Genomic DNA, 20,911 nt, shown 5'->3' with positions numbered 1-20,911 from the left:
CGTTTGTTTTATTATCTCTATTTCCCGTTCATCTGGTTGATGCGTTTATTGTATCGGTTTATCAAAACTGAATTGACGATGACATTTGCACTATTTATTATTGTAACCCCGTTGATGGTTTTAATATTGGCTGACTTGCTTCCACTACCACTCTACTTGAAGATATTTGCTTCGTACTATGTCCCAATAGGAATGTATACACCGTTTCATTATTTCGATTCAGACGTCAGACGGAGACGGACAAAACCGGGGTATATTTCGCTCGATGAAATCAAATAACCCAGCAAAACGTCTTCTGTTCAATTAAGTAAAACGTTCTTGTTGCATCATTTATTTAAACTCCTCGCACTCAAGCAATGTCTTTCAGACCGGCTTATCCTTGGTAATGGAATGGAATCGATTTGTTCCAACCAACTCGATACCCGAAACGCCAACCGACATGTTTCAATCGGTCTATCCAGTCGTCACCTCGACCTGTGAACGGTATAACGGCTCGAACTTGATGGAGTTCAATTCGATGAATCACATGTTGATATTCTGGCATTCGTGTCGGCATTGCATGAGCATAGCACCAGTCTTTATCAAATATTTTCTCCCACGCTTTCTTTTTTTCCGCGAGAGTAAGCTCTACACCCGAGTCATAATCCTCAACTCTGTCGTGAAGCGAACCTTGCATTGTGACGACGTCCCAGTATAACGCTTCTGAAGACAACACGTGCTCATCTGGTAACTCGACAGTCAGAACAACGCCTTGCTCTCCAGGATTGACGTATCCATCTAAAGTACCTTCAGGAAACACATCCCAACACCATATTGGATAGTTGCCATTTAACGAAATTCCGATTCGTCGTTCGTACTGATCGACCATCCAACCGTATGCTGGTTCGAACATTTCTGAAACACCATCTTTAAACATCACATAATCTGAATTAGCCGCCAAATAGCCGCGTTCCAATGCGACTTTCCATGCGTCCTCATGCTGACATGTATAATAAATCCCCATTATTCTCAAATCCTTTTTGTGTCATCTATTACTCAACTATATAAAAAACATTTATCGAAGACATTTGCAAAATTTTCATATGTTCTCTACTCACTCGATCGGTTTAAACGGAACCGGCGACGACAAATTGATGAGTGACGACGGTTGCCCGTACGCCATCGATTCATCGATGAACATCTCAAGCGTGCGCACGTTTTCCGTCACCACTTTGACCAAGTAGCTGTACTTTCCCGCGAGACGATGACATTCCATCACACTCGGTTGTTGTCGACAAAACTCTCGGAACGCCTCGCAACGTGTCGTGTCGTACAAAATGAAGGCCGTCACATGCTTTCCTAACGTTTCAGGATTGATCACGGCACGATACCCGGTGATGACTCCGCGTTCTTCGAGTCGCTTCAATCGTTCATTCGCAGCAGGCGTCGATAGCCCGATTCGTTTCCCGAGCTCCGTGACAGAAATCCGGGCATTCTCCTGCATCAAGCTGACGATATGTCGATCAATTTCGTCCATTTGAGTCCTCACTTTCAAATCGTAAGTTGCGTGTCCAATCTTCCGTTCTTTTTAAGGTATCACACGCATAACTCCGTTTATCTCGTATGTAATCAAATCTCCCTCCCCGTTACACTTAACATAACGTTAACAAGGGGGAAACAGACATGAAGCAAAACACAGTCGTACCATTATTAATTATCGACGTCCAACAAGCGTTCCACGATTCGAGTTGGGGCAATCGGAACAATCAGATGTGTGAAGATAACATTGCACGACTCATCACCACTTGGGAGAAAGCCGATCAACCGATCATCTATGTCCAACACGTCTCGCAAATACCTGAATCCTTATTTTATTTCAAGAAGGACGGCCATTTGTTCCAAGATTTCATTCGGCCACGCGAACAGGACACCATCCTCACCAAGCAGGCCAACAGCGCCTTTATCGGCACAAATCTGCAAGAGCTTCTAGAAGCGCATCAAGTCAAATCCATCATCGTCACAGGATTGATCACCAACCACTGTGTCGAGACAACGGCCCGTATGGCCGGCAATCTCGGATTCGGACCGATTGTCGTATCCGATGCGACGGCGACGTTCGACCGTCGTTCAATAAGCGGTTCGTTGATTCCAGCGGATGTCATTCATGACGTCTCTCTCGCCAACTTGAACGAGGAGTTCGCGACCATCCACACGACGGATGAGGTCATCGCGATGATTCAGACGAAAGCAGTACAGGCCTTGTAACGGGCCGTACTGCTTTTTTCTTGATGTTAATACCGTCTCATCAAAATAGTTCCTGTAACGTTATTCACCAGTTTCTTCTTTATAGCCACTAATTAAAAATGGAATCTTTAAGTTCGCAAGTTTCATTAAGAAATCTGGTTCAAACTCTAGTTTCACATCAACGTGATAGACGACACCTAAATCTATATAGATATTATCGGCTCCACAAGAACGAAGGGTATCGATATGTTCCGTAAGGGTGTCCACCATCCAAAAGAGACCTATATACGGATTTTCCATTTGTTGAAATTCCAGTGGTGGTTCAAACGACGCATCGCCGTGCGTAGCAATCCGTTTTCCTATGCGCTCCATCTCCCCGACTTCGGTCTGGGTATAAAATTGAATGCCTGTTTTTTCTGATGCGACGCGAGGTGAGAAATTCTTTCCGATTAAATGGCAAGGAATCATAAATTGATCGGATGGGATATTCATTACGAGCTCCCCACTCATTTTTGCGGACTCGGATATTTCATCGCGTTTTTCTCGAGCTTCTCTTCAATCGCCTGCGACACATCAATCCCTGCCGCATGAGCGAACGTGAGCGCGTAGATGAGGACATCCGCGAGCTCTTCTTTCATCTCGACGTGTTTCGTCTCGAGTGCTTCTTCGCTCGACACCCATTGGAACAACTCCAACATTTCGCTCGCCTCGAGTGATAATGATAACGCCAAGTCTTTCGGGTTATGGTGGAACGCCCAATCGCGTTCGTCACGGAATTCAATCACTTTGTCCATCAATCGTTGTACTTCGTTCATGTCTGTACCTTCTCTCTTTGAATGTGTAGCAATCTCTCTCTGAGTACTTCGTCGCTCGCATACAAATAAAGTCCTCGGACGCCCCGCTTCATCAACACATTGATGGAGTTCAGCACGATTTGTTCTTTTGCTAATTCGACGTTCTCGACTCCTTTAATCCCAGCATAGGCACCCGTATCTTTATAAAGATTCGTGTCGATCACCAAGCAATCCTTCGTTTCATCTTACGTCACCGAAGGACCTAACACGACGCCGACTTAGTTCAAATCAAAACCTTGAATAATCGTTCCACCTACTATACCGAATTTCTATAGATTAAGGAGATAAAATAACGGGCAAGGTTCAAATGAAAAAATAAAGTTGTAAAACAAAAAAAGCTCCGCCAAAACCGACAGAGCTTCACGAATTCATCAAATTAATATTAGGCATCAATTAACAATGAATAGTCTTCTTTTGTATGAATGACAACCTCATGCAACGCTCGAGTCAATGACACGTATAATCGTCTAGCCTCTTGTGGAATCTGTCGATAGTTCTCCTCGTCGACATCCATCAATAAGACGGCATCGAATTCCATTCCACGTAAGTAATCGATTGTAGAGACAGCAATCCCATCGCCTACTTTTGTCGTCTCAGACTGAATGAGTTGTGTTGGTACCGTTAATTTCGAGTGTAAAAACATAGCTCGTTCCATCGTCGGAGCAATGATACAAATTGAATACTGTTCTGTCTCCCATCTTTCCAATACATCTTTTAACTCACGACTCTTCTTCGTTCTTAAATATTCAATTGGTTCTCCTTTTCGTTCGAACGGGTCAATCCAACTCGTGTCGTGATCCGCATCGTATAATATCTTTTTAGCTAAATCAACAATCGGCTTCGCTGTCCGGAATGTTTTTGTTAAGTACTCGATTTCCCAATTCGAAGTCACATCCGAAACAATCGGGTCCCACGATTCCATCTCAAGCGATCGATAGCTTTGGAGCGTGTCACCAAACACCGTCATTCCATAGCACAACTTCTCGAGCACGAAAATGTCGAGCGGTCGAAGCGTCTGTCCCTCATCGACAAAGAGATGACTCCATTTGTCTGGGTATCCGTTCGTCTCATAATGAAGATACATCCAGAAGAAGCGGTCGAGCTCAGTCGGACGTTTTAACTTATGCCACATTTCCAATAGTTCTTCTGGTTGCGTTTTTTTGAGATAAACGAGACGACCTGGTTGTTTCATGATCGACCAAATTGTGGCAGCCTCAAGCTTCGTCGTCTTCTTCCAGAAGTCGACGATTTGTAGATACTCTCGTTTTTCACGGGCCAATTGCCGCTTCATATTTTCTTGCATTAACTGTTCAAGCGTACGAGTTTTCGTCGAATCTAAATCCCCGCTCCATCTCTGCATATCCGTAATCAGTTCGTTCTTATACTTCTCTTTGTTCAAGATAGATGTTCGTTCCGATTCACTGCGGATCATTTGTAAAATCCGTTCCGTTTGTGCGCGTCCAGGACGCTCTTGGCCGAACCAAATAGCCAGTGCCCGTTCATGTAATTCCTCTAAACCCTTAATCGGTTCGTATCGTCTAAGCAATACAGCGACGTCCTCGTACCATTCTTCGATCGCCGCTTCAGCCCATTCGAATAAATCTCGTCCTTGGTATAACGGAAGAAGTTCGTGAACGATACTCGCTGAAAAGTCTTTGGAGGACACCGTCTTTAACCATTCATCAAATGCCATCGTTGACACCGATTGAATTTGTAAGTGTTCCGCGTCCTTCAACAGTTGATGAATCGTCGCCTCATTAGGAGCCAAATAAATCATCTTCCGACGTTCATCTTGATACTGTAAGTAAGACATCCGGTGCAACGCCGTCAACGATTTCCCGGTCCCAGCCGCGCCTTGGACAATCATATATGTATTGGCCGGTGCTTGGATGATGTGGTTCTGTTCGGCTTGGCGCGTCGCGATGAACCCGTCGATCGAGCGATCTTTTTGTTTTTTTGTCAGTTCCCGCTCCATGAAGTTCTCTTGTGGCACATCTGTTACAGGCGAAGGCTTTTTAAACTTCGCCTTGATTTGTTCTGTAAATCGTTTCGTCAGTGACGCAGGACGTCGTTTTGTGTCACGACGATGACTCGCCTGCACGACGCGTCGTTGTTTCCGGTCAAGTTCGAGCTGCGTCATCCCGATGATGTGACCGCCCGGCATCTCAATCGTCTCCCCGTTGAACATGGAAGCACGCATCGCCATTTCACTCCGCCAATCAAGGACGAGTGGAATCTCAGGCGAGCGCGGATGGGCCACACCGAATTTCCCAACCGGATACGTCTCTTCTTCGCCTTCGTCCTCAACCACAAATGTGAAAGAATACAGCTCGTTCAAAGCGTCTTCGTATCTTTGGCGTTCCTGCGCACTTTCTGACTGCCGTGAATGCCCACGCATGTCAATCATTTCATAGTCGCTTGATTCAAGTCCTGGCTTCTCACCATGTGGTTTGCCATGCAAATGCGATTCGATGACCAGACAAAACTCATCGAGTCGACGTTGTTCATTATCTAATACTGCCTTCGTCCTTTGCACCCCTAGTAGTTTTATATCCTCATTTTACCAAATAGAGCCCTTCTAAGGTGTCTCTGTTTTAACGAACGAGGTAAATCCTTGAATCAAAATTAAAAACAACCACTACTCAGTATAACCTTTGTTCTCCTATCAGAAATAAGGGTTACTTAAATTTAGTAATTAAGTTACTAAATTTAAGTGTTTACTTTACTCTATTATAGTTATATACTGTGGTTACAAACAAAACGGACAGGAGTTTTTTTATGGAACATTCGCTTTACAAATCTATAAATCGTTTAGTAGTAGACGGAAAAAATATCCCCCCTTCTTTAGTATTAGCAGTTTATAGTATTAAATATTTATCCGTTAATAGAGAAAATCAAGTGCCTAACAAAGTGAAATTAGATTATTTGATTAAAGATTCTTCTAATACGATAAAAAATTTGCGTAACGCATTTCAGTTGATTGAAGAAACTTTCCCAGCACTAAAAGGGGTTTATACAAGTCTAAAGATTTCTTGGAGTCAACTTGATGAACGAGTGCTGTTTGAAATCTTAGTAGCTATAAATAAGTTGGAGGATATCGATTATTCGGAGACAGTAAATCAAATTAAACACTCGACGTACGGAGGGCGTTCTTCTGTGGGGGCAGAACATACTACACCGGAATTTCTAAATCGCCTTTTAGTAAAATTGTTGGATATCAATGAAAACTCCTCATTCTATGATGGTGTAGCGGGATATGGTGGAACTATCATCGAAGCATCAAAACAAAATCCTGATAAAGCGCTGAAGTTATATGGACAAGAACTTAATTCAGAAAGCTGGGCTATCGGAAAACTAGCTTTATTATTATCCGATATCTCGATTGACACGTTTGCTTTGGGCAACACCCTATCAGAACCTTGGTTCGTCGAAAATAATGAAACGAAGAAGTTTGACTACATCGCAATGGCAATACCTTTTAGCCATAAACTACAAGAACGGGATTACGCAAAATTGAATGATGATCCTTACAGACGATTTGTGTTGGGGAAAATAACAAAATCAAATGCTGACATGGCTTTCATCCAACATGCAATTTCTTCTTCTAGCGGAAAAGGACGTGTGATTCTAATCGTCACGAATGGCACCTTATTTAGAGGTGGGGTTGATCAAGAAATACGACAAAGACTTCTAGATACCGATCAGATCGAAGCAGTCATTTCATTATCAGACAATCTTTTGCACAACACGGCAATTCCGATTTCGTTACTCATTCTCAACAAAAACAAACCGCAAGAAAAAGCCGGAAAAGTTCAGTTCATAAACGCAAGTAAATTATTCGAAAAGAAAGGTACGTCGAAGTATTTGATCGATGATCACATTGCTCGAATTCATAAAGCATTAAATAGCACAGCCAATATAGAATATTTCAGCAAACTAGTCCCAACTAATGAATTGCAGAGTAGCCTTGCAGTCGAACGATATTTAAGAGATAAACAAATTAGCCTTGAAGGAAATGTGTATCGCATAGATTTCGAAAAATTCCAGGATGAGTCTCTTAGTAAACAATCGATCCATTCCCTTGGAACTGTATTTAGAGGGATAAATATTTCTACAAAAAATATATCTGATGACGAACATGGCATATATAAGATCATTAAAATGTCTGATGTTCAAGACGGAAAAATTCTGTTCAATGGCATGACTACAGTCACTCTGTCCTCATCATCAAAAGCTGATCAATATCAGGTCCAAGAAGGAGATCTAATTATTTCTTCAAGAGGACAAAATATTAAAATTGCTGTAGTGCCGGCACACAAAGGGACAATTTTACTTTCGCAAAATTTCTTAGGGTTTCGCCCTCATGAAGACAAAATAGACCCTTATTATCTACAAACTTACCTAGAAAGTCCGGTCGGCCAGTACTCGATTCAAAATATTATGGGTGGTGCGTTGACTCCTGTTTTAAACCCAAAAGATTTATCTAACCTAGAAATTATTGCTCCAAGTTTGTCCGTCCAAAAAAGCACAGCGGCAAAGTACAAAGAAGCAAAAGAAACATACGAACACATGCTAAAACAAGCACTACAGAACTACACCACTTTAAAAAATGAAGCATATAGCGCCTGTGGAATAATAGACACATTTGAAAAGATTGAATAAAACAAGGAGGAGACTACGATGAATTGGACCTACTGGAAAGTTGTTATATGGTATAGGCATGTCGGTAAAGGAAAAGAAGTCAGTGTGGCCCGCTATTTAGTAGCACCAGAGACTGCCACCTCAATTGATATGATGAACCAAATTAATACTATGCCGGGTACTAAAAAGTGAGCACCAGTTTTTATTAAAAGAGTGGACTTGTATCAATACCTTGAAGGTGTCCGTGTTGAAAAAAGAAAACTTCTACCTGTAAAGGCTATTTGCAAATGATAAAGCAGAATGAATTTTATCATCAATCTACCCGGTACACATCAGAGGTTAAACAGAATCCTATCAAATAATGTTCGTGGCTCTATCATTTAAATATTTTATACTGTTAACGCAATCAAGTTATGGTTTCCATCAAAACATAACATCATTCTTTCAGAAATATATTTTAGTTTTTATAGGGGGAAATACTATGGCAACAGCAAACTTAGGATTTGAAGAAAAACTATGGAAGATGGCAGATAAATTACGTGGGTCTATGGATTCAGGTGAGTATAAAAACGTCGTCCTCGGACTATTGTTTTTAAAATACGTGTCCGATGCTTTTGAAGAGAAACACACAGAATTAAAAGAAGATGAATGGGCAGACGAAGAAGATCGTGATGAATATGTTGCAGATAATATCTTTTTCGTACCGCAAGAGGCACGCTGGTCATTTATCAAAGACAACGCTAAAAAACCTGAAATCGGACAGCTCATTGATGCTGCGATGGTGGCAATCGAAAAAGAAAACCCGTCGTTAGTCGGTGTATTACCAAAATCGTTTGCACGACCAGAACTAGATAAAACACGTTTGGGCGAGACAATTGATTTATTCTCCTTCAAAGTCGGTGATGAAGACAGTCGCGAAAAGGATATTATCGGACGCGTTTATGAATATTTTTTAAGCAACTTCGCTAGTGCAGAAGGAAAGAATAGCGGAGAATTTTATACACCTTCTTCTGTTGTTAGTTTATTAGTTGAGATGTTAGAACCCTATCAAGGACGTGTTTATGATCCAGCATGCGGTTCTGGTGGAATGTTCGTTCAATCATCAAAGTTCGTTAAAGAACACCAAGGGCGGATTGATAATTTATCAATCTACGGTCAAGAATCGAATCCAACAACCTGGAAACTCTGTAAAATGAATTTAGCGATTCGTGGAATTGATAATAATATCGGACCATACCACGCCGATACATTTTCAAGTGATTTACACAAAGGGCTAAAAGCTGACTTTATTCTCGCAAACCCGCCATTTAATACTAAAGACTGGGGTGGAGATAAATTACAAGATGATATGCGTTGGCACTATGGAATTCCACCACAAAATAATGCCAACTTTGCCTGGGTACAACATATGATTTCAAAACTGGCACCCGCCGGGACAGCAGGTTTTGTGTTAGCGAATGGATCGATGTCTTCAAACTCAGGTGGTGAAGGTGAAATCCGCAAAAACTTAGTTGAAAATGACTTAGTGGAATGTATCGTTACCTTGCCAGGTCAGTTATTCTATTCGACGCAAATTCCCGTCTGTCTCTGGTTCGTATCAAAAAATAAAGCGAAAACAGGTAAACGTGAACGGAATAATAAAATTCTTTTTATCGATGCGCGTCATCTCGGATTCATGGCAGATCGTACGCATAAAGAATTCAGTAAAGAAGATATCGAAAAAATTGCAGAGACGTTCCATGCATGGCGTGGGACAAATGATCAGGAATACGCAGATGAACTAGGTTTTTGTAAAGAAGCGACTATTGGGGAAGTACGTGAACACCACTATATCTTAACTCCTGGACGTTATGTAGGATTAGTTGCTCAAGAAGATGATGGCGAAGTATTTGAAGAAAAAATGGGACGATTAACAAGTGAACTAGCAGAGCAGTTTGCAAAATCTAAAGAGTTGGAAGAACAGATTCGGAAAGCGTTAGGTGGGATCGGGTATGGAGTTTAAAGAGTGTTATCTTTCTGATATTTGTAAATACAGAAAAGAAAAAATTGCTACTAAAGAATTAAAGAGAGAAAATTATGTTTCCACCAATAATATGCTTCCCGAGAAACAAGGGATTGGTGGTTTAAGTGATATTCCCAAAAACGGAAACGTGAATAAGTTTGAAAATGGAGATGTATTAATTTCAAACATCCGTCCTTATTTCAAGAAAATTTGGTTTAGTAATAAAAGCGGTGGCTCATCACCTGATGTACTTATTTTTCAAGCGGACGAGGAAAAAATAATACCAGAATATCTGTACTATGTTTTATCACAAGATGGTTTTTTCAATTTCATGGTACAAACTTCTAAAGGAACAAAAATGCCTCGTGGAGATAAAAGTGCCATTATGCAATATAAAGTTCCTTTATATAACAAAGAATATCAATTGAAAATAATAAATTTTCTTAGTGACCTGGATAGTAAAATTCAAAATAACAAAGCAATTATAAGTAACCTTGAACACCTCTCTCAAACTCTTTTTAAACACTGGTTTATAGATTTTGAATTTCTAAATGAAGAAGGAAAGCCTTATAAATCAAGTGGTGGCGAAATGGTTGAAAGTGAGTTAGGGGAGATACCAAAATATTGGAGTGTAGATACTTTGGGAAATACAGTGAATGTAATAGATAACCGGGGGAAAACTCCACCACTTACAGAGGAAACCTTCAAATTTCCGATCATTGATGTAAAAGCCTTAGCAGGAAATTCAAGAGTGATAGATTATACAAATTGTCGAAAGTTTGTTTCTGCCGACACTTATAAAACTTGGTTTAGAAAAGGACACCCTGAATTAATGGATACACTAATTTCTACTGTCGGAAGTATAGGAGAGTTAAAATTATTTTATTATGATAAAGGCTGTGTTGCACAAAATTTAGTAACCCTCAGAAGTAAAGATATTTCCAAACTATATATTTACGAATATATGCGTAGTATAAAAAACGACTTAATAACTTATAATATTGGTTCTGTTCAACCGAGCATAAAAGTAACGCATTTCATGAAAAAACAAATGATAATCCCACCCTATTTAATATTGAAAAATTATGAAAGTCTAGCATTATCATTTACACAACAAATATTTTCTTTAGATAAAGAAAATCAATACTTAACTCAACTTCGCGACACCTTTCTCCCTAAATTTTTATCAGGTGAAATAGAAATCTTTGATGGCTTGGAGGTGTAATCGGTGTTTAAATATAATGAATCAGAGTTAGAAGTTGCAACTCTTGAATGGCTAGAATACCTAGGCTACGATATCGTAGAAGGTCCCGATATAGGACCTGATGGAAATTGTCCTGAACGCAATAGTTTTCAAGATGTTGTTTTAGTCAATCGTTTACATGATTCTTTAAAAAAAATTAATCCAACACTTGATGTTCAAGTGATTGAAGCAGCTGTTCAAAAAATTGTAGCAAATGCATCACCAAATTTAATTTTAAATAATAAACAGTTCCATCAACTTGCGACAGATGGGATTGAGATTCAAGTTCAAGGAACGGATGGGTATAACCCAACAGTGTCTGTTTATGTTTTTGATTTTGAACATCCACAAAATAATGATTTTGTGGCAGTCAATCAGTTCACGGTTATCGAAGGACAAGCAAATAAACGTCCCGATGTAATCGTGTTTGTGAACGGTTTACCTGTTGTTGTTATAGAATTAAAAAATGCGACTAACGAAGATATCGATATTTCAGATGCCTATAATCAAATTCAAACATACAAACAAGCAATCCCTACCCTGTTCCGTTATAACGCGTTCTTAATTACAAGCGACGGCATCAACGCACGTGTGGGCTCTCTAACAGCAAATGAAGAGCGATTTATGAAGTGGCGTACGGTCGATGGCATTTCGTTAGCAAGTCCCGCAGAGCCACAACTTGAAGTGATGTTGAATGGACTGTTGGCGCCCCATCGACTCTTAGATATCATTCAAAATTTTATACTCTTTCAATCCGATGGAGAAGATACGTTTAAAATCTTGGCGGCATATCATCAATATCATGCTGTGAATAAAGCTGTTGAAAAAGCACAAGAAGCGACTGGAAATACCGGAGATCGCAAGATTGGTGTTATCTGGCACACACAGGGCTCAGGAAAAAGTTTATCGATGGTATTTTATGCTGGAAAACTGATTAAAACAATGAACAATCCAACAATCGTGATTTTAACAGACCGCAATGATTTGGATGATCAGCTGTATAAGACGTTCTCTTTGTCAAAAGAAATACTCCGTCAGTCCCCTAACCAAGCTCAGTCGAGTGATTCGTTGCGTGAGTTACTAAACGTTGAATCCGGGGGCATCATCTTTACAACGTTACAGAAATTTTCTCCCGATGTAGAAACGGGTGAAATGCCATGTTTGACAGAACGTAAAAATGTCATTGTCATGGCTGATGAAGCGCACCGTTCCCAATATGGTTTTGGTGCAGCGTTGTCACAACAGAAAGACCGTGAAGGTGAAGTGAAATATGGTTATGCCAAGTATGTCCGCGATGCTTTGCCGAACGCTTCATTTATTGGATTTACAGGAACACCTGTAGAATCGACGGATCGAAACACACCGGCCGTTTTTGGTGAATACATCGATATTTATGATATGTCGCAAGCCGTCGAGGATGGGGCAACGGTGAAAATTTTCTATGAGTCGAGGGTCATTCCTTTGGAGTTACCAGAAGGATTGGCAATTGATGATGATTATGAGGATATTACAGAAGATCAAGAATCCTCAATAAAAGAAAAGTTAAAATCAAAATGGTCACGTTTAGAAGCAATCGCTGGAGCTGGTTCACGTGTCGAGAAAATGGCGCAAGATGTAGTACACCATTATGAAGAGCGTGAAAAAGCGATGTTTGGTAAATCCATGATTGTTGTCATGTCACGTCGTATCGCGATTGATCTCTATAAAGAAATTATCAAGATTCGCCCAGAATGGCATTCAGATGACGATGACAAAGGTGTCATCAAAATCGTGATGACCGGTTCTTCGAGTGATCCTGTCGAATGGCAACCATTCATCGGCAATAAAAAACGTCGTGAATTTTTAGCACGTCGCATGAAAGACAATATGGACCCCCTAAAAATCGTCATTGTAAGGGATATGTGGTTAACAGGGTTTGATGTCCCTTCTATGAATACAATGTATGTTGATAAACCGATGAAAGGTCATAATTTAATGCAAGCGATAGCTCGAGTAAACCGGGTGTTTAAAGATAAACCGGGTGGATTAGTCGTCGACTACATTGGTGTGGCAGATAATTTAAAAGAGGCATTGAAACAGTATACAGACAACGACCGTGAAACAGCCGGTGTCGATACATCACTTGCAGTTGATGTCATGTTAGAGAAACATCAACTCATTTTAGAAATGTTGTATGGACATGATTATTCAGGCTTTATGTCAGAAAAGTCATCACAACGTATTAAAGCGATTGTGACGACGATGGATTATGTAATCGGTTTAGGTGAAGAAGAAAAGAAACGATTTTTAGATACAGTTACAGAGCTATCGAAAGCCTATGCTTTATGTGCAACGATGCAAGAAGCTGAAGAGTTGAATGATGAAATTGGTTTTTTCAAGGCCGTCAAAGCAAGTATAGTGAAAACCATTGGTGATGGCAGCAAGAAAAAAACAGCTACACAAATGGACGCACAAATTAATCAGTTGATTTCAAAATCGGTTATTTCTGAAGAAGTCATTGATATCTACAAAGAACTCGGTCTAGAGAATCCAGATATTTCGATTCTATCAGATCAGTTTTTAGAAGATGTTCGCGCGTTGCCAGAAAAGAACTTGGCAGTCGAGTTATTGAATCGCTTACTAAATGGTAAGGTAAAAAGTGTTCAGCGCAGTAACTTAATCAAAGCGCGTAAGTTCTCAGATATGTTGTCAAATGCCCTGAATAAATATAATAAGCGTACAATTGAAACCTCTAAAGTTATTGAGGAATTAATTGAATTAGCTAAAGAAATGGATGAAGCTTTCAAACGAGGCGAACAACAAGGAATGATCAAAGAAGAAATTGCTTTTTACGATGCGCTGGCTTCACACGAGACGGCGGAACAAGTCTTAGGTGATGACACGTTGAAAATGATTGCCCACGAACTTACAAAATCCATTAAAGAAAATATGAGTATCGACTGGAATTTACGTGACTCGGCGCGCGCGAAAATGCGGGTTATCGTCAAACGCTTACTGAAGAAATATGGGTATCCACCGGAAATCAGTAAACAAGCGATTGATACTGTTCTTGAGCAGGCAGAACTCATGTCAGAGCAAATAGCTTTGGAGTTATAAGATATTTAACGAAACTGAGACATAAATACCGGGTTTGAAAATTTCAAATGAAAAAGTAATCCCGTCACCGGAATTCGGTAATGGGATTACTTCTTTTTGTCTCTAGAATATATTTTATGTGAGTGAAATGAAACTACTAGAACAGATATTTAATATCTTAGAACTCGTTATCTACTACTTTTTTAAGGTTAGGCTTCAAATTCAAATCTCTTCTTAATGCTGTAATTTCCATTTTTAGTTCGTTAACTGCAAATTCAGCACCTTGAGTAAAATAATGTTCCTTCATAGCATCTACTCCACCCGAGTCCTTTACCTCTCGCAAAAGCGATGCAGTAGGCGAAAGTTTCTTAAATCTAGAACCATCTTTTACCCTTTTACTATCACTGAATCGTCCACCACCCATAAAATTTCACTCCTTTAAAATAAAATCTTTTTTTATAGTAATTCCCTACTTTTTTATTTAAAACCACAGTTTGATGAATTCAAACATATGACTTACATCATGCCGCCCATGCCGCCCATGCCGCCCATGTCAGGCATGCCGCCGCCAGCGCCTGCTGGTTCTGGCTTGTCTGCGATGACCGCTTCCGTTGTGAGGAACATAGCTGATACTGATGCCGCGTTTTGAAGCGCTGAGCGCGTCACTTTCGCCGGATCGACGATACCGTATGCGATCATGTCGACGTACTCGCCAGTCGCGGCGTTGTAGCCGATGCCGACCGACTCGTTCTTGAGCTTCTCGACGATGACCGAACCTTCTTCACCCGCGTTTTCCGCGATTTGACGGACCGGTGACTCAAGCGCACGGAGGACGAGTTTGACACCTGTCGCCTCATCCGCTGTCACTTCAGAAAGAAGTGCGCGAACCGCTGGGATGACGTTGATGTAGGCTGTACCGCCACCTGCGACGATGCCTTCTTCGACCGCTGCACGTGTCGCGTTGAGCGCGTCTTCGATGCGGAGCTTGCGCTCTTTGAGTTCTGTTTCTGTCGCTGCGCCAACTTTGACGACGGCTACGCCGCCTGCGAGTTTCGCGAGACGCTCTTGAAGTTTCTCACGGTCGAAGTCAGACGATGTCTCTTCGATTTGGTTACGGATCGTTTGAACGCGCGATTTGATCGTCGCTTCGTCTCCAGCACCTTCGACGATCGTTGTCGTGTCTTTCGTGACGACGACTTTCGACGCGCGTCCGAGCTGTTGGAGTGACGCCGACTTGAGCTCGAGACCGAGGTCTTCTGTGATGACTTGGCCGCCTGTGAGCGTCGCAAGGTCTTCGAGCATCGCTTTACGACGGTCGCCGAATCCTGGTGCTTTGACCGCGACCGCGTTGAACGTACCACGGAGCTTGTTCAAGACGAGTGTCGCGAGCGCATCGCCTTCGATGTCTTCAGCGACGATCAAGATCGGTTTCCCTTGTTGCACGACTTGCTCGAGCACTGGGATGATCTCTTGGATGTTCGAGATCTTCTTATCTGTGATCAAGATGAACGGGTTGTCGAGCACCGCTTCCATCTTGTCTGAGTCGGAGATCATGTATGGTGATAAGTATCCGCGGTCGAACTGCATGCCTTCAACGACGTCGAGTTCCGTCGTGAAGCCGCGTGATTCTTCGATCGTGATAACGCCGTCGTTACCGACACGTTCCATCGCTTCAGCGATCAATTCGCCGACTTCTTCGTCAGCAGCCGAGATGGCCGCGACTTGCGCGATCGCTTCTTTCGACGCGATCGGTTTCGAGATCGCTTTGAGTTCTTCGAGCGCACGGCGGACCGCTTTGTCGATGCCTTTACGAAGGATCATCGGGTTCGCGCCCGCTGTGACGTTTTTGAGACCTTCACGGATCATCGCTTGAGCGAGGACTGTCGCTGTCGTCGTACCGTCCCCTGCGACTTCGTTCGTCTTCGACGCGACTTCGGCGACGAGCTTCGCGCCCATGTTTTCGAAGTGGTCTTCAAGTTCGATTTCTTTCGCGATCGTCACACCGTCATTCGTGATGAGTGGTGAGCCGAACTTCTTCTCGAGGACGACGTTACGTCCTTTCGGTCCGATCGTTACTTTTACCGCGTCAGCGAGTGCGTCGACGCCGCGAAGCATCGCGTGACGTGCGTCTTCTGAGAATTTAATTTCTTTTGCCATTGTTCATTTCCCCCTAAAAAAAGTTTTGAAGAATGGTGAGTCTTAGCCTACGATTGCTAGAATGTCGCTCTCACGAACGATTAAGTATTCTTTTCCATCATGCTTCACTTCGGTACCCGCGTATTTCGAGTAGATGACCAAATCATTTTCTTTGACGTCGAGAGCGATCCGCTCGCCTTGGTCTGTCACACGGCCTGTGCCGACTGCGAGGACCTTCCCTTGTTGCGGCTTTTCTTTCGCCGTGTCAGGAAGCACGATGCCTCCGATCGTCTTTTCTTCTTTCTCCACGACTTCGATGATAACGCGATCTCCTAGTGGTTTTAACATTGAAAAAACCTCCTCCGAATATGAATGATGTATCGTTGTATCGTAAGTTTTAGCACTCATCAAAATGGAGTGCTAACACTGTTTAGTGTAGTATGAGACGATGAAAAATGCAAGCGGGAACATCGAAAAACGCTTCCACTCGCGGTCAAGAGACCTTATTTGATACAATGGTCAAAAGGAACGCTTAACTCTTGTGAATAAGGAAGTGTTGAATTGGCCACATTAAACTCAAACCAATCGATAAATACCCGGTTTTCGATGGCGCCTAACATTCGGATCCGGCACATCATCCCAATTCTCCTCTACGCGTTCGTGCAGTTCTTCCCGCTGCTCATTAGTGGAGTCCGTCCCGAGTGGATCACCCCGCTGTCGACCGGCCTTTGGTTCGCAATCGGCTTCAGTTTAACGATTGTCATCTCGTTCTTCTTGCTTTGGCCGGACTTGAAGCTGTATAAGCAACAAGGCATCCAGTCGAACTTGAACGACACGGTCAAATGGATCGGGCTCGGGATTTTGATGCAGTACGGGCTCGTCATCGTCGCCAACCTGATTGAGACCGCGATATCAGGTGATCTCGTAGGGTCACAAAACACCGAGCAAATCGCTGATATCGTCCGTCTCGTCCCAGTCATGACGCTCTCAGTCGTCTTGCTCGGACCGATCATGGAAGAGATTTTGTTCCGCCACATCCTGTTCGGGAACTTGAGCGCCCGCTTCGGGTTTTGGATCGCGTTTGCGGTCAGTTCACTCTTGTTCGCACTCATCCACGGCGACAACAAGATCCTTGTCTATGTGGCGATGAGCTTCGCCTTCACGGTCGCTTACGCTAAGACGCGTCGCTTGATCGTCCCGATCGCGATTCACGCGTTCAACAATGCGCTCGTCATGGTCGTACTATTTTTAATGTAGAAATGAGGTGGCACATATGCCGCGACACTTAAAAGTCATGTTTTTGTTCAGTCTCTCATTCGGGATTCTGTTTACGGTCCTCGCCTACTACTCGGTGCAGGAGTATGGCTTCAGCTTCTGGACGTACTTCATCATCGCCGTAGCCGCTTACGACTTCTTCAAGGTGTACCAAATCTTGACGCTCGCTCGGAAAGAGAAAAAAGACGGGTCAGACAAATCTGCATAACGAAAGCCCGGGCTTAGGAGCTCGGGCTTTTCTTCATGTAAACAATATTTGTCGTATCAATCATTTCATCGAGTATGGCGCGTCGAAGCAAAAGACCCCGTCGTACCATCACCAGTCCGACGATGACGTACAGCGTATCAAGTAACGGAACGGTCATCTCATCAAAGAACCAGACGACGACAAAAAATACGAAAATCGTCACGAACGAGAGCGACGACACCAACTTCGAATCGACCGTCCGTTGTAGCGATATGATTGTCTCGGCGTCGAGCCGTTCGAGTTGCTCATGATAATACGTGTGCACGACAACACCGAACGCTGTCCACGTGATCATGATGAACTCCCCATTCCACCATCCCAATACAAATACGATTGCGTTAAAGAGCAGAAACGCAAACAATATTTTTTCCCTCATTAAGTCCCTCCTCACGATACAGACGTCCTTCCGTTCTTCATTATAAAGTGAAATGAAATAAGAGCTTTCTTACAACTCGCACTCGATCTCACGATGGAGCGGCGTCGAATGTCCGCTTCAGCCTATTGTCGTACCCGTTCTGTCATCTCGTCTTTGTCACAGCTAGATGCCTTACCTCTCATCCTGCTCCTGTTCAACCGCTTGCTCATACATATGTATCTCATTCATCAAGAACAGTCCTTTTGTCGCAAACAAATACGTCAACGCGGTCAGTGCGAGCTGTTGTATCGATTGCGTCACGCGCGTCGCACCAAACCCGATTAAGAAGATCACAATGAACACGATGATTGCGACAAGCCATGTCTTCTCACTCGAACGCCAAAACAAACGTTCTCTGATCGAGGTCGGATACTGCCCGACTTTTCGTCGGTGCCACCGATAAAACAGCACACTCGCGATGAGAAACAACAGATACGAGGACACACCGAATAGAACCGCTGCGGCCACTAAACCAACACTCACCGCTACTGCCATGTTACGTCCGCTCATCATTTCCCCTCCTCTGTTCAATCTATACGAAGAAAAATGATCAAAGTTTCATTCACTTTTGAAAAAGACGTCAATCTACGTTATATTTGATAGACGGACTATCAAATAAGGAGAGATACGATGAAGAAAGCACTTCTCGCGATGGTCGCTTCCCTATTTCTCGTCGCCTGTTCAAACGCAGACGACCTGTCAACATACGAAGAGTATAGCGTGCTCGAAGAGACGATTGATGTCGCACAATATGAACCGAAAGTCGAGACAGACAACGACGGCAACCGCGTCATTCTGTTCTATGAAGATGAACGTGTGGCGTATAAAAGCGTCTATATGAAAGACGAGCGTCATTTGAAAGTCATCAGCACAGGCGCTGAAGCCCCGCTCTATAACAATGTCCTCTGATCGACGCTCTCATTCGTGAGAGTGTCGTGTTTGTTTAGACTGTTAATTCGACGATTTATTCGTCCATCAGTCGATTTTTCAAGACATACTGGACGAGCTCATGTCGATGATTGAGTTGCAGCTTTTGCATGATTCGCCCTCGGTGATTCTCAACCGTCTTCGGACTGATGTTTAACCGCTCCCCAATCTCCGAAAGAGAGTAGCCAAGGGCAGTACAACGAGCGATCTCCTCTTCACGACGTGATAAAATCGATGCATCTTTCTTCTTGCTTTGCTGAATCATGCCACGAATAACCTCATCCTTCAAATAAGTACGATACACACGCCGTCCTTTTGCCACACTTCGGATTGCTTCCACCATTTCATCGGGATCCGTGTTTTTTGACAAAAATCCACGCACACCAATTTCTAACGCCCGCTTCACGTAAGCCTCCTCATCATGCATCGTCAACAGAATGATTTCTCCATCCGGATGTTCGTTCTGCAAAGCAGTAGCGGTCAAAAACCCATCCAACCCTGCAGGCATCGTAATATCCAGCAACGTGACGGTCGGCCTTTTTTGAATCGCCAATCGGATTGCTTCTGCCCCGTCTGCGGCTTCACCGACGACGTTGATCCCATGTGCAGTCTGTAACATTAACTTGAGCCCTCGTCGAACGAGCGCATGGTCATCTACGATTAACACCGTTATTACTTCCATGACTCCTCCTTCTCCCTAGATTAACCGTTCCCGATGTAGGGAATTCCCCTCAACTTCTAACTATGATTCATTGATATAAAGCCATTCTTTGTCGTTTCCTTGTTTTTCATCAGTTGACTTCAGATACCCTAAATCGTATATTTCAGTTTATCAAAACCCACGTCAGTTAGCGATAAATTCTCTAACGACGGACAAGGAGATGTTTGTATGCGTAATCTATATGTACTCCCCCAAAAATTTTTGACACTCAGCGTCCCAATTGTCCTGTTTCTCGGCTTCACCATCGGTAGCCTCATCGATACGAGAGCGTTGCAGCCTTTTATTTTGATTGCGACCATCCTCATGATTTATGCGACGATGGTAGGTTTCAAATGGAGCGAGCTCACATCACGACGAGGGAATAACGTCGTCGGTTACTCCCTACTCTTAAACTTTATCGTAATCCCAGCCATCGCGTATGTCATCGGACACACGTTGCTAGTAGACGAGCCTCTCTTGTTTGCAGGTCTTGCCTTGTCGGCTCTATTACCCACAAGCGGAATGACGATTTCTTGGACGATGCTTCAAAAAGGCAACGTCTCTGTCGCCATCAAGCTGACGATTATCGGTCTTTTAGTCGGTTCCTTGTTAACCCCTTGGTACTTATATGGCATGGTCGGACAGCTCGTGGAGATCAATCTTCTTGCCACGTTTCAAACAATTGTTCTTATCATCCTCGTCCCGATGATTCTTGGTCAAGTCACTTATGTCTTGATTTTGCACTGGACCGATGAACAGACATTTAAACGCACAATTAAGCCGAATTTCGCCCCTCTCAGTGTATGGGCGATGTTATTTGTCGTATTTGCGAGCGTCAGTATGCGTGCCACAACGATTTTGGAAAATCCTGCTCTTTTAGTTCAGGCACTCGGCGCACTCATTCTATTCTACGGACTGAATTACGTGATCAGCACATGGGTCGCCGTGAAGCGATTGAGCCGAGCCGATGGCATCGCTCTCGTCAACGGGACCGTGTTACGAAATTTATCGATTTCAATCGGTCTCGCCGCAACCTCGTTCGGTGCGGAGGCGGCACTTCTCGTCACATTGGCTTTTATCGTTCAACAGCAATCCATTCCGCTTTACAGTTCCATCGCACTAAACAGATGGTTCAAAGATTCGACAGAAAAAAAGGAGATGATTTCCTGACCA

General features: G+C 42.9%; 21 protein-coding genes and 1 pseudogene. 10 read left to right on the top strand and 12 right to left on the bottom strand.

Features of this window, described 5'->3' with window-relative positions; all coding sequences use genetic code 11:
- Positions 1–373: 373 nt before the first annotated feature.
- Positions 374–1,003, bottom strand: a complete 630-nt coding sequence (locus tag EVJ32_RS10555; protein ID WP_131458245.1) for a DUF3841 domain-containing protein — start codon at positions 1,001–1,003, stop codon at positions 374–376.
- 90 nt (positions 1,004–1,093) lie between these two features.
- Positions 1,094–1,516: an Lrp/AsnC family transcriptional regulator gene (locus EVJ32_RS10550; RefSeq protein ID WP_131458243.1), complete on the bottom strand. Its 423-nt coding sequence runs from the start codon at positions 1,514–1,516 to the stop codon at positions 1,094–1,096.
- A gap of 146 nt (positions 1,517–1,662) precedes the next feature.
- Between EVJ32_RS10550 and EVJ32_RS10545 the strand changes: the two genes are divergently transcribed.
- Complete coding sequence (locus tag EVJ32_RS10545; RefSeq protein ID WP_131458241.1) at positions 1,663–2,244, top strand: cysteine hydrolase family protein; 582 nt, start codon at positions 1,663–1,665, stop codon at positions 2,242–2,244.
- Between the two features lie 60 nt (positions 2,245–2,304).
- Here EVJ32_RS10545 and EVJ32_RS10540 read toward each other — a convergent pair whose 3' ends face one another.
- From EVJ32_RS10540 to EVJ32_RS10525, 4 genes and pseudogenes are all read right to left on the bottom strand, one after another.
- Complete coding sequence (locus EVJ32_RS10540; protein ID WP_131458239.1) at positions 2,305–2,715, bottom strand: hypothetical protein; 411 nt, start codon at positions 2,713–2,715, stop codon at positions 2,305–2,307.
- A 14-nt stretch (positions 2,716–2,729) separates the two neighbouring features.
- Positions 2,730–3,038, bottom strand: a complete 309-nt coding sequence (locus EVJ32_RS10535) for a nucleotide pyrophosphohydrolase (protein ID WP_131458237.1) — start codon at positions 3,036–3,038, stop codon at positions 2,730–2,732.
- Positions 3,035–3,247 (bottom strand): annotated as a pseudogene (locus tag EVJ32_RS10530) (DNA/RNA helicase domain-containing protein); the annotation flags it as partial. The gene EVJ32_RS10535 and the pseudogene EVJ32_RS10530, both read right to left, overlap by 4 nt.
- Before the next feature lie 212 nt (positions 3,248–3,459).
- Positions 3,460–5,613 (bottom strand): ATP-binding domain-containing protein, encoded by a 2,154-nt coding sequence (locus EVJ32_RS10525; protein WP_131458235.1) that lies wholly within the window; start codon positions 5,611–5,613, stop codon positions 3,460–3,462.
- 242 nt (positions 5,614–5,855) lie between these two features.
- Here EVJ32_RS10525 and EVJ32_RS10520 point away from each other — a divergent pair, with 242 nt between their 5' ends.
- The 5 genes from EVJ32_RS10520 to EVJ32_RS10500 all read left to right on the top strand — a co-directional run bounded on the left by EVJ32_RS10520 (position 5,856) and on the right by EVJ32_RS10500 (position 14,059).
- Positions 5,856–7,739 (top strand): N-6 DNA methylase, encoded by a 1,884-nt coding sequence (locus EVJ32_RS10520; protein WP_131458233.1) that lies wholly within the window; start codon positions 5,856–5,858, stop codon positions 7,737–7,739.
- Between the two features lie 18 nt (positions 7,740–7,757).
- Positions 7,758–7,910 (top strand): hypothetical protein, encoded by a 153-nt coding sequence (locus EVJ32_RS10515; RefSeq protein ID WP_236639506.1) that lies wholly within the window; start codon positions 7,758–7,760, stop codon positions 7,908–7,910.
- A 289-nt stretch (positions 7,911–8,199) separates the two neighbouring features.
- Entirely contained in the window at positions 8,200–9,720 is a 1,521-nt protein-coding gene (locus tag EVJ32_RS10510; protein WP_131458231.1) for a class I SAM-dependent DNA methyltransferase, read from the top strand.
- Entirely contained in the window at positions 9,710–10,945 is a 1,236-nt protein-coding gene (locus tag EVJ32_RS10505) for a restriction endonuclease subunit S (protein ID WP_131458229.1), read from the top strand. The genes EVJ32_RS10510 and EVJ32_RS10505 overlap by 11 nt, the downstream gene beginning before the upstream one ends.
- Positions 10,946–10,948: 3 nt before the next feature.
- The gene (locus tag EVJ32_RS10500) at positions 10,949–14,059 is read left to right on the top strand and encodes a type I restriction endonuclease subunit R (RefSeq protein WP_131458227.1); all 3,111 of its coding nucleotides are present in this window, start codon (positions 10,949–10,951) and stop codon (positions 14,057–14,059) included.
- A 157-nt stretch (positions 14,060–14,216) separates the two neighbouring features.
- Here the strand turns inward: EVJ32_RS10500 and EVJ32_RS10495 are convergent, their stop codons facing one another.
- From EVJ32_RS10495 to groES, 3 genes are all read right to left on the bottom strand, one after another.
- Positions 14,217–14,462, bottom strand: a complete 246-nt coding sequence (locus EVJ32_RS10495) for a hypothetical protein (protein ID WP_131458225.1) — start codon at positions 14,460–14,462, stop codon at positions 14,217–14,219.
- Between the two features lie 92 nt (positions 14,463–14,554).
- The gene (gene groL, locus EVJ32_RS10490; protein ID WP_070329019.1) at positions 14,555–16,195 is read right to left on the bottom strand and encodes a chaperonin GroEL; all 1,641 of its coding nucleotides are present in this window, start codon (positions 16,193–16,195) and stop codon (positions 14,555–14,557) included.
- Positions 16,196–16,237: 42 nt separating this feature from the next.
- A complete protein-coding gene (groES, locus tag EVJ32_RS10485; protein ID WP_016510840.1) occupies positions 16,238–16,522 on the bottom strand; it encodes a co-chaperone GroES in 285 nt (94 codons plus the stop codon).
- Positions 16,523–16,735: 213 nt separating this feature from the next.
- Between groES and EVJ32_RS10480 the strand changes: the two genes are divergently transcribed.
- Together EVJ32_RS10480 and EVJ32_RS10475 are read left to right on the top strand one after the other, a co-directional pair.
- A complete protein-coding gene (locus tag EVJ32_RS10480) occupies positions 16,736–17,431 on the top strand; it encodes a CPBP family intramembrane glutamic endopeptidase (RefSeq protein ID WP_236635546.1) in 696 nt (231 codons plus the stop codon).
- A gap of 16 nt (positions 17,432–17,447) precedes the next feature.
- The gene (locus tag EVJ32_RS10475) at positions 17,448–17,657 is read left to right on the top strand and encodes a YdiK family protein (protein WP_070329018.1); all 210 of its coding nucleotides are present in this window, start codon (positions 17,448–17,450) and stop codon (positions 17,655–17,657) included.
- Between the two features lie 13 nt (positions 17,658–17,670).
- Here EVJ32_RS10475 and EVJ32_RS10470 read toward each other — a convergent pair whose 3' ends face one another.
- A complete protein-coding gene (locus EVJ32_RS10470; protein ID WP_131458223.1) occupies positions 17,671–17,991 on the bottom strand; it encodes a hypothetical protein in 321 nt (106 codons plus the stop codon).
- 252 nt (positions 17,992–18,243) lie between these two features.
- A complete protein-coding gene (locus EVJ32_RS10465; RefSeq protein WP_131458221.1) occupies positions 18,244–18,621 on the bottom strand; it encodes a hypothetical protein in 378 nt (125 codons plus the stop codon).
- A gap of 120 nt (positions 18,622–18,741) precedes the next feature.
- On the opposite strand from EVJ32_RS10465, the gene EVJ32_RS10460 reads away from it, so the two are divergent.
- The gene (locus EVJ32_RS10460) at positions 18,742–19,020 is read left to right on the top strand and encodes a hypothetical protein (RefSeq protein ID WP_131458219.1); all 279 of its coding nucleotides are present in this window, start codon (positions 18,742–18,744) and stop codon (positions 19,018–19,020) included.
- A gap of 55 nt (positions 19,021–19,075) precedes the next feature.
- Here EVJ32_RS10460 and EVJ32_RS10455 read toward each other — a convergent pair whose 3' ends face one another.
- Positions 19,076–19,720: a response regulator transcription factor gene (locus EVJ32_RS10455; protein ID WP_131458217.1), complete on the bottom strand. Its 645-nt coding sequence runs from the start codon at positions 19,718–19,720 to the stop codon at positions 19,076–19,078.
- A 207-nt stretch (positions 19,721–19,927) separates the two neighbouring features.
- On the opposite strand from EVJ32_RS10455, the gene EVJ32_RS10450 reads away from it, so the two are divergent.
- A complete protein-coding gene (locus tag EVJ32_RS10450) occupies positions 19,928–20,908 on the top strand; it encodes an arsenic resistance protein (protein WP_131458215.1) in 981 nt (326 codons plus the stop codon).
- The last annotated feature ends 3 nt before the right edge of the window (positions 20,909–20,911 follow it).

This window comes from Exiguobacterium sp. SH5S4 (assembly GCF_004337045.1).
GTDB classification, from domain to species: Bacteria; Bacillota; Bacilli; order Exiguobacteriales; family Exiguobacteriaceae; genus Exiguobacterium; species Exiguobacterium aurantiacum_A.
This window is presented reverse-complemented; position numbering and strand designations above follow the sequence as displayed.

Excerpts from the sequence above, each read along its gene's own strand:
- EVJ32_RS10465 (WP_131458221.1), bottom strand. The coding sequence starts at position 18,621 with ATGAGCGGACGTAACATGGCAGTAGCGGTGAGTGTTGGTTTAGTGGCC.
- groES (WP_016510840.1), bottom strand. The coding sequence starts at position 16,522 with ATGTTAAAACCACTAGGAGATCGCGTTATCATCGAAGTCGTGGAGAAA.
- EVJ32_RS10520 (WP_131458233.1), top strand. The coding sequence starts at position 5,856 with ATGGAACATTCGCTTTACAAATCTATAAATCGTTTAGTAGTAGACGGA.
- EVJ32_RS10535 (WP_131458237.1), bottom strand. The coding sequence starts at position 3,038 with ATGAACGAAGTACAACGATTGATGGACAAAGTGATTGAATTCCGTGAC.
- EVJ32_RS10455 (WP_131458217.1), bottom strand. The coding sequence starts at position 19,720 with ATGGAAGTAATAACGGTGTTAATCGTAGATGACCATGCGCTCGTTCGA.
- EVJ32_RS10495 (WP_131458225.1), bottom strand. The coding sequence starts at position 14,462 with ATGGGTGGTGGACGATTCAGTGATAGTAAAAGGGTAAAAGATGGTTCT.
- EVJ32_RS10510 (WP_131458231.1), top strand. The coding sequence starts at position 8,200 with ATGGCAACAGCAAACTTAGGATTTGAAGAAAAACTATGGAAGATGGCA.
- EVJ32_RS10470 (WP_131458223.1), bottom strand. The coding sequence starts at position 17,991 with ATGATCACGTGGACAGCGTTCGGTGTTGTCGTGCACACGTATTATCAT.
- EVJ32_RS10550 (WP_131458243.1), bottom strand. The coding sequence starts at position 1,516 with ATGGACGAAATTGATCGACATATCGTCAGCTTGATGCAGGAGAATGCC.
- EVJ32_RS10460 (WP_131458219.1), top strand. The coding sequence starts at position 18,742 with ATGAAGAAAGCACTTCTCGCGATGGTCGCTTCCCTATTTCTCGTCGCC.
- EVJ32_RS10545 (WP_131458241.1), top strand. The coding sequence starts at position 1,663 with ATGAAGCAAAACACAGTCGTACCATTATTAATTATCGACGTCCAACAA.
- EVJ32_RS10450 (WP_131458215.1), top strand. The coding sequence starts at position 19,928 with ATGCGTAATCTATATGTACTCCCCCAAAAATTTTTGACACTCAGCGTC.
- groL (WP_070329019.1), bottom strand. The coding sequence starts at position 16,195 with ATGGCAAAAGAAATTAAATTCTCAGAAGACGCACGTCACGCGATGCTT.
- EVJ32_RS10540 (WP_131458239.1), bottom strand. The coding sequence starts at position 2,715 with ATGAATATCCCATCCGATCAATTTATGATTCCTTGCCATTTAATCGGA.
- EVJ32_RS10505 (WP_131458229.1), top strand. The coding sequence starts at position 9,710 with ATGGAGTTTAAAGAGTGTTATCTTTCTGATATTTGTAAATACAGAAAA.
- EVJ32_RS10515 (WP_236639506.1), top strand. The coding sequence starts at position 7,758 with ATGAATTGGACCTACTGGAAAGTTGTTATATGGTATAGGCATGTCGGT.
- EVJ32_RS10475 (WP_070329018.1), top strand. The coding sequence starts at position 17,448 with ATGCCGCGACACTTAAAAGTCATGTTTTTGTTCAGTCTCTCATTCGGG.
- EVJ32_RS10555 (WP_131458245.1), bottom strand. The coding sequence starts at position 1,003 with ATGGGGATTTATTATACATGTCAGCATGAGGACGCATGGAAAGTCGCA.